Origin of the sequence: Carbonatibacter coralli, assembly GCF_039592655.1 — a bacterium.
Lineage (GTDB): Bacteria > Pseudomonadota > Alphaproteobacteria > Kiloniellales > Kiloniellaceae > Carbonatibacter > Carbonatibacter coralli.
Genome location: NZ_JBBUTJ010000001.1, coordinates 1,152,744 through 1,163,293, shown reverse-complemented (window position 1 = coordinate 1,163,293; position 10,550 = coordinate 1,152,744). Strand labels below are relative to the sequence as shown.

8 protein-coding genes are annotated in these 10,550 nt (G+C 52.4%); 6 read left to right on the top strand and 2 right to left on the bottom strand.

The genetic code is table 11. The features are described 5' to 3' along the window. Window positions 1-2,046: calcium-binding protein (locus tag AAAH10_RS05400; protein WP_343561297.1), on the top strand; the 2,046-nt coding region annotated here is incomplete at its 5' end. A gap of 84 nt (window positions 2,047-2,130) precedes the next feature. After that, entirely contained in the window at window positions 2,131-2,520 is a 390-nt protein-coding gene (locus AAAH10_RS05395; protein ID WP_343561295.1) for a VOC family protein, read from the top strand. Here the strand turns inward: AAAH10_RS05395 and AAAH10_RS05390 are convergent. Together AAAH10_RS05390 and AAAH10_RS05385 are read right to left on the bottom strand one after the other, a co-directional pair. Next, window positions 2,517-3,494 (bottom strand): quinone oxidoreductase family protein, encoded by a 978-nt coding sequence (locus AAAH10_RS05390; RefSeq protein WP_343561293.1) that lies wholly within the window; start codon window positions 3,492-3,494, stop codon window positions 2,517-2,519. The genes AAAH10_RS05395 and AAAH10_RS05390 overlap by 4 nt on opposite strands. 19 nt (window positions 3,495-3,513) lie before the next feature. Then, a complete protein-coding gene (locus AAAH10_RS05385) occupies window positions 3,514-5,649 on the bottom strand; it encodes a thioredoxin domain-containing protein (protein WP_343561291.1) in 2,136 nt (711 codons plus the stop codon). Window positions 5,650-5,833: 184 nt separating this feature from the next. On the opposite strand from AAAH10_RS05385, the gene mnmE reads away from it, so the two are divergent. From mnmE to rsmG, 4 genes are all read left to right on the top strand, one after another. Then, window positions 5,834-7,237 carry a tRNA uridine-5-carboxymethylaminomethyl(34) synthesis GTPase MnmE gene (gene mnmE, locus AAAH10_RS05380; protein WP_343561288.1) on the top strand — a complete coding sequence of 468 codons (1,404 nt, stop codon included), beginning with the start codon at window positions 5,834-5,836 and terminating at the stop codon, window positions 7,235-7,237. A gap of 202 nt (window positions 7,238-7,439) precedes the next feature. Continuing rightward, complete coding sequence (locus AAAH10_RS05375) at window positions 7,440-7,631, top strand: YqaE/Pmp3 family membrane protein (RefSeq protein ID WP_343561286.1); 192 nt, start codon at window positions 7,440-7,442, stop codon at window positions 7,629-7,631. 348 nt (window positions 7,632-7,979) lie between these two features. Further along, a complete protein-coding gene (gene mnmG / locus AAAH10_RS05370) occupies window positions 7,980-9,902 on the top strand; it encodes a tRNA uridine-5-carboxymethylaminomethyl(34) synthesis enzyme MnmG (RefSeq protein ID WP_343561284.1) in 1,923 nt (640 codons plus the stop codon). Continuing rightward, window positions 9,892-10,548: a 16S rRNA (guanine(527)-N(7))-methyltransferase RsmG gene (rsmG, locus tag AAAH10_RS05365; protein WP_343561282.1), complete on the top strand. Its 657-nt coding sequence runs from the start codon at window positions 9,892-9,894 to the stop codon at window positions 10,546-10,548. The genes mnmG and rsmG overlap by 11 nt, the downstream gene beginning before the upstream one ends. Window positions 10,549-10,550: the final 2 nt, after the last annotated feature.

Sequence of the window (10,550 nt, the reverse complement as noted above, 5' to 3'; positions counted from 1 at the left end):
GAAGACTATCAGGAGGCCTATACAGCCTATCGGACCTGGACCTCGACCTATACCTATGGTCAGGATGACAAGAAGGGTACACGGACACACCGAGAGGCCTACACAGCCTATCGGACAGCAACGCGTGAGGTTCATGGTGATGGCGGCAGTGACGTTCTTGCCTTTGGTGCAGGTATTACGGCTGCGGATATTCTGGTTCGTCAGGATGGTGCTGATCTGGTTGTTGCGTTGAAGGATCCTTCCAATGCAGATGCGGCCTTTGAGGCTCTGAGTGATCGCATTCGTCTGAAGAACTGGACAGAGGAAAAGGATCGTATCGAGACCTTCCGCTTTGAGGATGGTTCCGAGCTGACAGTCAGTGGCATTGTCAGTGCTGTTGGCACAGCCGGTGCTGATGTTCTGACGTGGAGCGAGACGGCCGTTGATGCTGATCTTGGTGCGGGGAATGACACCGCGACCACGGGTTCAGAGGCGGATACGCTGTCCGGTGGAGCAGGCGATGATACCCTTGATGCCGGGGCGGGTGATGACCGTCTGATCGGCGGTACGGGGAACGACACGCTGATTGGTGGCTCGGGAACAGACACCTACGTCTATGCGCTTGGTGATGGTCAGGATGTGATCCGCAACACTGATGTGGCTGGCAGGGTTGAGCTGGGCGCCGGTATTGCAGCAGACGATGTGGTTTTTGTGCGGATTGGTGATGATCTGATTGCGCGTTTGCCACAGGATGGCCGGATTACGGTTGAGGGCTATTTCAGTTCTGATGCACAGAAGGTGAGCTTTGCGTTGTCAGACGGTTCTGATCTGTCAGTTGTTGCCTATACCTCGGGCACAGACTCTGCGGATACGATTACGGGAACAGATGTCAGTGATCGTATTGTTGCCCTTGGCGGCGCTGATACGGTTCATGCCGGTTCCGGTGCAGACATTGTCTTTGGCGATGGCGGTGAGGATGTTCTGCATGGTGGTGCGGGTGCTGACACGCTGTCTGGTGGAGCGGACAATGACCGTCTTTATGGCGAGGCTGACAATGACCGTCTGATCGGGAATGCCGGGTCTGACGAGCTTTACGGTGGTTCCGGTGATGATGTTTATGTCTTTGGCCGCGGTGATGGCAGTGATCTTGTGCACGACGAGCACCGTTACAGCGAAGACTATCAGGAGGCCTATACAGCCTATCGGACCTGGACCTCGACCTATACCTATGGTCAGGATGACAAGAAGGGTACACGGACACACCGAGAGGCCTACACAGCCTATCGGACAGCAACGCGTGAGGTTCATGGTGATGGCGGCAGTGATGTTCTTGCCTTTGGTGCGGGTATCACGGCTGCAGACATCCTGATCCGTCAGGATGGTTCTGATCTGGTTGTTGCGCTGAAGGACCCCATCAATGCAGATGCGGCCTTTGAGGCTCTGAGTGATCGCATTCGTCTGAAGAACTGGACAGAGGAAAAGGATCGTATCGAGACCTTCCGCTTCGAGGATGGCTCGGAATTCAATGTTTCGGTTGTGAATGTTTCCAGTGCAGGCGTCTCCGATGGTGCAGATATTGTCTTTGGTACGGCGGGAACTGATACATTGCAGGGCGGTTCCGGCGATGATCTTCTCATCGGTGGTGCAGGAAATGATCAACTTTCAGGTGACGCAGGAGAAGATACCTATATTTTCGACACTGCTTCCGGGCAGGATACGATTCAGAGGCAGGCAACATCGGGGAGTGATGAAGATACCATTCTCTTTGACAATGGTGTTCGTCATGATCAGCTCTGGTTCGAGAAAGCTGGCGATGATCTCCTGATCAAGGTTCTGGACAGTGATGCGACGGTCACGGTCGAAGACTGGTATGACAGCACCTATGACCGTGCTGTTGCGGATATCAGAACTTCTGACGGGGCGGTCCTGATGCAGAACAGCGTGGACCAGCTTGTTTCAGCGATGTCCAGTTTTGCATCTGATCAGGGACAGGAAGATGTTGGATCAAGTGCGGATGTCCCCGGGGTACAGACCATACTGACTCAGCACTGGGACACATCAAGGTAGTCTGACAGAAAAGAAAGAGCCGCTTCAAACATTGAAGCGGCTCTTTTGTCATGGTGTGTTTCTTTCAGGAAAAAGGACAGGGAAATGCGCTTTCGCTATACAATATTTTATGTTGATTCTGTTCCGGAAACCCTGGCGTTTTATGAAAGGGCCTTTGGGTTGAGCAGGGGATTTCTTCATGAATCAGAAGATTACGGAGAACTGGATACCGGGGCTGTCACGCTGTCCTTTTCATCACGGGAGCTGATGACATCACTTGGCAAGCCGACGCTTGAGCACAATCCGAAAAACCCGGTTTTTGAAATCTCCCTTGAAACAGATGATGTCAAAGCGGCTCTGGCGAGGGCTCTGAAGGCCGGTGCCAGGCTGGAACAGGACGTCAGGGATGAAGAATGGGGTCAGACAACATCCTATGTCAGTGACCCCAACGGTTTCCTCATTGCAATCTGTTCGCCTGTGCAGATGTCTGACTAGGGCAGGATGATTGTGGAGCCCGTTGTTTTGCGGGCTTCCAGATCCCTGTGTGCCCGGGCTGTATCCTTCAGTTCGTAGCGCTGGTTGATGTCAACCTTGACCGCACCGCTTTCCACAACGTTGAAGAGGCTTTTGGCAGACAGCAGCAGTTCCTGTCTGGTGCCTGTGTAATGCGCCAGAATGGGGCGGGTGAGGAACAAACCACCCTTGTTGCTGAGCAAAAGCGGCTCAATTGGTTCCACAGCGCCGGAAGCATTCCCGAAGGTCACCATGGTGCCACGGGTCTTCAAACAGTCCAGAGAAGGCAGGAAAACGTCCTTGCCGACGGCATCATAAACGACGTTAACCCCTTTGCCGTCAGTGATGTCCCTGACACGTTCTACAAAGTTCTCTGTTCTGTAGTTGATGACATGGTGACAACCAAGATCGCGCGCACGTTCACATTTTTCGTCCGATCCGGCGGTGCCGATTGTTGTCGCACCGAGTTCACGGAGCCACTGGGCTGCAATGGAGCCAACGCCGCCGGCTGCCGCGTGAAGCAGGACCACGTCGCCCGGTTCAACACAGTAGCAGCGTCTGATCAGATATTCTGTTGTCATCCCCTGGAGCATCATGGCTGCTGCGGTTTCATCACTGATGGAATCAGGGATTTTGACAACCTTTTCTGCGAGCATGACGCGTTCCTGGGAGTAGGATCCCATGGGCGCTGCTGCATAGGCCACACGGTCGCCTTCGCTGATGTCAGTGACTTCCGAACCAACCTCCAGGACAACGCCGGCGCCTTCCATGCCGAGTGTCTGCGGGAGTTGGGGGACCTTGTAAAGACCGGAGCGGAAATAGGTGTCGATGAAGTTCAGACCGATCGCTGTGTTTTTGATGCGGACTTCATTCGGGGCAGGTGTGGGAACATCGACGTCCTCGAAACGGAGAACTTCGGGGCCGCCTGTTTCATAAATGCGAATTGCTTTTGTCATCTTGAATTCCTGTTGGGGGTTATTGCTGGTTTTGCCGTTGCAAACCGGTCATGAGTTTGAGGCTGTTCCCAAGGGCAAGCGCCTGTGTCAGTGGTGCGGAACAGGTCTGGTTTCTGCAGAGATAGGCTGTGGTTTTTCCATCCTTCTGGGATCGCCCGTAGGCAGGGTGTGTTCCGGGGAGTTCTTTTTCCAGCATGTCGGGCTCTATGACCTGCAGGGTCTTGTTCGGAATGCTGTAGCTGCAGACCTGCCGGATCATTTCCTGGGTTTTGGGATCGGCCTTGTATCCGATAATCAGGATTTGAATGGGGTCGCGCCTGTATTCGATCTGACTCATAAATCCGCAAAGGGGATAGAAGTTTTCAAAGAGGTTTCCTGCGAAGGCTTCTTCCAGTCTGTCGGAGCGAACGGCAAAATCCTTGTTTCCGGTGAGGTAGTAGAGCCTTGTCAGCAGACCGAGCATGACCGCATTTCCACTTGGTACAGCGGCATCGTCTGCTGTTTTCACCCGATGGGGCAGGGATGTTTTCTGTGTGCTCTCCGCATCGAACCTTGGCGTTTGGAAGTATCCTCCGGAAACCTCATCAACAAAGAGCTCTTCAACCCGGTCGGCCAGTTTTTCAGCAATGAGCAGATAGGACTGTTCCCCGGTGACTTCGTAAAGGGTCAGGGCTGAACGGGCCAGCCAGGCAAAGTCGTCAAGCAGGGCCGGGGCGCTGAAGCGATCACGACGCCAGGAGTGGAAAAGATCACCATTTTTGAGGATGAGATCGTTGAGATCGGAAAAGGCCTCCTTGGCCATGATGAGCCAGCCGTCTTCGGCAAAGACCTGTGAGGCCTGGGCAAGACTGTGGATCATCATGCAATTCCAGTCGGCCAGAACCTTGTCATCCCAGCCGGGTTTGACCCTGTTCATGCGATGTGCCAGCAGAACTTCCCGCATTTCCGCCAGACTCTGTTCGTCTTCACCGGACCTTGGCTTGGGATTGTGGGAACGGTTCAGGATATTCTTTCCTTCCCAGTTTCCCCTGGTGCTGATGTTGTAAACTTCCTTGAAGAGATGACTCTGACGTCCGAGGATTTTGTCAATTTCGGCCTCGTCCCAGATATAGTATTTGCCTTCCTCGCCTTCGCTGTCGGCATCCTGACTGGCGGCAAAGAGATTTGAACGCATCAGAAAGTCTGCGTCACAGGACATTTGAACCTCTTCTGATGGCTGATATTTCAATGCCATCATCTCCCGCTGCAGCCAGTCGATCGTTTCACGGATGCGGGCCTCATAGACGGGATTTTTTGTATCCTGCCAGACTTCGGTCAGAAGCTCGATCATCAGGGCGTTGTCATAGAGCATCTTCTCGAAATGCGGAATGAGCCAGTGGCGGTCAACGGTGTAGCGGGCAAAACCGCCCCCGATGTGATCATAGATTCCGCCCTGACACATCCGCAGCAGGGAAAGGTCAACGGCGCGGAAGTAGCTCTGGTCTCCGGTCCGTTTCCAGCAGCGCCACAGAAACTGGAGCAGGGGGACATTGGGAAACTTCGGTGCTTCACCAATTCCACCGTAAAAGCCGTCCATGTGCTCGTTCAGGCGTGTTGCTGCCTCTGTCAGCACGTTGGGATGGATCAGCTGGCCTTTCCGGTTTTGATACTTTTTGTTCAGGATGGCGTTGAGGCCATCAATGTTGGTCTGGACACGCGTTTTATCCTGGTCGTAGGTTTCGGCTAGTGTTTTCAGAATGGATTTGAAGCCGGGACGCCCCATTCTGTCTTCTGGTGGAAAGTAGGTTCCGCCCCAGAAGGGATCACCATCCGGTGTGAGGAACATGGTTAGCGGCCAGCCCCCCTGTTGCCCAAGGCCGGAAAGAGCGGCCTGATAGAGTGAGTCCACATCGGGGCGTTCCTCACGGTCAACCTTGATGTTGATGAAAAGCTCGTTCATCAGTGTCGCGGTCTTTTTGTCCTCAAAGGACTCATGTGCCATGACATGGCACCAGTGACAGGCAGCATAGCCGACAGAAAGCAGAACGGGTTTTTTCTCCTTTCTGGCCTGTTCAAAAGCTTCCTCGCCCCAGGGATACCAATCCACAGGGTTGGTTTCATGCTGTTTCAGATAGGGGCTGCTTTCCTTGGAAAGTCTGTTTTGGGCTTGAACCATTTTTGATCTTTGTTCCCAGGCTTTGTCTGCTTTGAGATTTGCTTTTGCGTCAGGACTCTTTCAAGGATATTTTGCCTTGAAAAAGAGGCTTTTGCAGCTTTAATCGGCTATATCGTGTTTTTCATTCTCTTTTTGATAGACTGGATCAGGGAATGAAAAACAAGTTTTCTGTGTTGGAAACCCCATGATGAATCAAACGATCTTTGCTTTGGCGACAGCACCGGGACAGGCAGGTGTTGCTGTTGTTCGCATATCAGGCCCACAGTGTGCAGCTGTGATTGAAGGCATGGTGAGACGGCCTCTTGTTCCAAGAACTGCTTCGCTGGCATCGTTACGGGATCCTGAAAGCGACAGCCTTCTTGATCAGGCTCTTTGCCTTTTCTTTTCGGCTCCGGCCAGTTTTACCGGTGAGGATGTCCTCGAGTTGCATCTTCATGGCGGCCGCGCAGTTGTGGACGGTGTTCTGGCAGCTCTGTCAGGGTTTAAGGGTGTCAGGCCTGCAGAGCCGGGCGAGTTTACCAGACGGGCCTTTGACAATGACAAGCTTGATCTGGCTGAAGTCGAGGGACTGGCCGATTTGATCGCTGCGGAAACAGAGGCACAGCGCGAACAGGCACTCAGGCAGATGGACGGGGAACTGTCGCGTCTGGTCGAAGGCTGGAAGGACCGTCTTGTCCGGGCTTTGGCGCATCTGGAAGCCGATATCGATTTTCCTGACGAGGAACTCGAAGAGGGGATTTCGGATCAGGCCCGTGAAACACTGACAGAACTGTCCCGTGAAATGCTGGACCATTTGAACGACGGGCATCGTGGTGAACGCTTGAGAGACGGTTTCAATCTTGCCATTGTCGGACCACCCAATGCAGGGAAGTCTTCTCTGTTGAACCTGCTGGCCCGGCGTGATGTTGCCATTGTTTCGGATGTCGCGGGAACCACGCGGGATGTTATCGAGACGCACCTCAACATTGCAGGCTATCCGGTGACACTGGCGGACACTGCCGGTTTGCGTGATCTGGCAGGCAGGGAAGGCGACGGTATTGAGCTTGAAGGCATGAAACGCGCGCGTGCGCGTGCTGATTCCTCTGATCTCAAAGTTGCTGTTTTTGATGTTTCTTCCTGGACTCCTGATGCCGGTTCTCTGAACGCTTTTCTTGATCAGGAGACACTTGAGCTGGTGTCTGACAGCGCGGCTCTGATTGTTCTGAACAAGCTTGATGCGAGCAGTCATGCCGAAAAGCTGAAAGAGGCAGTCGAGGCCTTTTCCGAGCGGCGGGAAGGCGACCGGATCTTCGTTCTGTCTGTTTCAAACGGTCAAGGGGTGGACGGATTTCTTGAAAGGCTCGAAGGCTGGGTCACTGAGAAAATGGGTGTGTCCAGTGGAGGCGCGGCACTGACGCGTGAACGGCACAGGGTTGCACTCCGGGAAGCACAGGGATCGCTGAGCCGGGCTCTTGCGGCTGGGGATCTGCCTGAACTTGTGGCGGAGGATGTCCGACTGGCTGTTCGTTCCCTGGGAAGAATCACGGGGCGTGTTGATGTGGATGATCTGCTTGATGTGATCTTCAGGGACTTCTGTCTCGGAAAATAGCCTGTGAAAAATCTTTTAAAACAAAACCTTTGGGAAGTTTGTTTCACGTGAAACATGATTTTTTGAAAGAGATACCCGGAAGAAGCGGGTCCGGATGTCTGTAAAAAATTGAAAGATTCTTTTTTGAAGAAACTCTGCTACACTGTGAATCAGGCTTATTAAGGCTTGTCCCCCAAATCTGATCAGCAGACAGGATTCTTCAATGCGACTTCTTTTGGCTATTCTTATTCCCTGGCTTCAGTTTTTTACAATTGGACGCCCAATTGCAGGAATTATCTGCCTGCTCTTGCAGATTACCCTGATTGGCTGGATCCCGGCAGCAATCTGGTCTGTCTATGCTTTGTCCCAGTACAAGACGGACCAGAAAATCCGTGAGGCTTTTGACAAGGAATAGTCCTTTTCAACAGAACAGTCCGAAACCGGCTTTGATTGTTCAGAGCCGGTTTTTTGTTTCTGTCAGGAAAAGTCTGCGGGGCGATAGAGTCACGACAGAAAGCAGGGAAGACGGGGGCGGGAATCTTAGGTCTTTTCCGAAAATCAAAAATCGTATAAGAAACCCGTCAAGGCGTCGCCACCGTTCCCTCACGAGGAATTTGAGTTGATTGAAGCAACAGGATTTGGCGACAGACTTCCAGACGAACAGACTTTTTCTGCTATCCGTACCCTCTATCAGGCCAGAAAACATTGTTCGTTCAAATCATTGAGTCAGGATTGGAACTGCCTTTTCAGGCAGGAGGATGAGATGGAAGAACTGGAACAGTTCAACTTTATTCAGCCACTCTCAGCGCAAGAGGCTTCCCGTCAAAGCTGGGATGTTCTTGTTGTCGGCGGTGGCCATGCCGGAACAGAGGCCGCAGCTGCAGCAGCGCGAATGGGTGCCAGAACAGCACTTGTGACACACTCTGTTGATACGATCGGTGTTATGTCCTGTAATCCCGCGATTGGCGGGTTGGGCAAAGGGCATCTGGTCAAGGAGATTGATGCCCTGGACGGATTGATGGGGCGGGCTATTGACCGGGGCGGAATTCAGTTCCGGATGCTGAACAGAAGCAAGGGGCCTGCTGTCAGGGGGCCGCGGGCTCAGGCGGACAGAAAACTCTACAGGAAAGCGGTACAGGAACTGGTTGCCGAACAGGGCAATCTCTTTGTTGTTCCTGAAGCCGCAGAGGATTTGATTCTTTCTGCGCAAAATCGCTGTGAAGGTCTGGTGACCGGAAGCGGACACGCACTTCGTGCCGGTGCTGTGGTTTTGACCACGGGGACTTTCCTGAGGGGACTGATTCATATTGGGGAAACCAAAATCCCGGCGGGACGTGCAGGGGAGGCACCCTCATTGGGGCTTTCTGATACCTTGGAGCGCTTCGGATTTGAGCTGGGTCGTCTGAAAACAGGAACGCCGGCGCGCCTGGACAGGAACTCCATCGACTACAGCAAACTTGAGGAACAACCGGGTGACGAGATCCCTGAACCTTTCTCGACGCTGACTTCGAAAATTACCGTTCCCCAGATTTCCTGTCATATCACCTACACGAACCCGACGACGCACCAGATCATAGCTGACAACATTGCGCGTTCTCCCATGTATTCGGGGCAGATTGATGGGACGGGTCCCCGCTATTGTCCTTCAATTGAAGACAAGGTGGTGCGTTTTGCCGAGCGGGACCGTCACCAGATCTTCCTCGAGCCCGAGGGGCTGGATGACATCAATGTCTATCCCAACGGGATTTCGACGTCCTTGCCTCTGGATGTTCAGGAAGCCTTTTTGAAATCCATTGAGGGTCTTGAGAATTGCAGGATCCTTCAACATGGCTATGCCATTGAGTATGACTATATTGATCCACGTGAACTGCGCCCGACACTTGAGACACTGAAACTCCCGGGGCTTTATCTGGCAGGACAGATCAACGGGACCACGGGCTATGAAGAGGCCGGGGCGCAGGGCCTGATGGCAGGCGTCAATGCTGCCTTGAAGGCCTCCGGATCAGATCGTGATTTTGTTCTGGATCGCGCTGATGCCTACATCGGTGTCATGATGGATGATCTGACCTCTCTGGGGGTGACCGAGCCTTACCGGATGTTTACCAGCCGTGCTGAATATCGTCTGCGCTTGCGAGCAGACAATGCGGATCAGCGCCTGACAGAACAGGGGCTTGAGATCGGCTGTGTTGGCTCTGTAAGAGAAGAGAGCTTCAAGGCAAAGATAAACAGGCTGAAGCAGGGCAGGGCGCTGATGGCATCCTTCTCGGCAACACCGAACGAACTCTCGAAAAGCGGACTGTCTGTCAATCAGGACGGGCAACGTCGATCTGCCTTTGAACTGCTCCGTTATCCGAATATTTCCTTTGATAATCTGTCTTCCCTTTGGCCTGAATTGAGGGATATTGATTCAGAAACCAGAGAACAGATTGAAATTGATGGTCTCTACGCCGGTTATCTTGAAAGGCAGGAAGCTGACATCAAAGCTTTCAGGAAAGATGAAGGCCTGTTGCTTCCGATTGATCTTGATTATTCCACTGTTCCTTCTCTTTCCAATGAAGTTCAACAAAAGCTTCAGGCTGCACGTCCGGAAACCCTTGGAGCAGCCGGACGCATTTCGGGAGTAACACCAGCAGCGCTTGTTGCCCTACTTCGCTTTATTAAAAGAAAGAATACCGATGTTGCATGATCGTGATCTTTTTTTGAATCACTTTTCTGTTTCACGTGAAACACTGGACAAGTTGAATCACTATCATGATCTTCTTCTCAAATGGAATAGGGCCATCAATCTTGTCAGTCGTTCTACCCAGGATCAGATTTGGGAACGTCATTTTCTCGACTCTGCCCAGGTCCTGTTTCATATGAATCATTTTTCTGCGAAAAACTACAGACTGGATCTGACTGATTCTGTCGAGGAGAAAAAAACAGTTGTCGATTTCGGAAGCGGGGCTGGTTTCCCGTCACTGATCATGGCGATACTCGGAGTAGGGACTGTTCACGCGATTGAATCAGACACTCGAAAGGCCACATTCCTCAGAGAAGTTTCACGTGAAACAGAATGCAACCTGATTGTTCACAACAAACGAATTGAAAAGGTCGAACCTTTTGCTGTCGATTATGTAACGGCACGTGCCTTTGCTCCCTTGAACGTTATTCTGGAACTTGGAAAAGCCTTTTCCAATGTTTCACGTGAAACAGAATTTTTGCTTTTGAAGGGTCGAACAGCGGAAGAAGAATTGACCTTGGCGCAAAAGACATGGAATATAGTTGCAGAAAAAAATGCAAGCGTGACTGACCCCGAGGCCTCTGTCCTCTCCATTCGTCTCCAAGGATAACG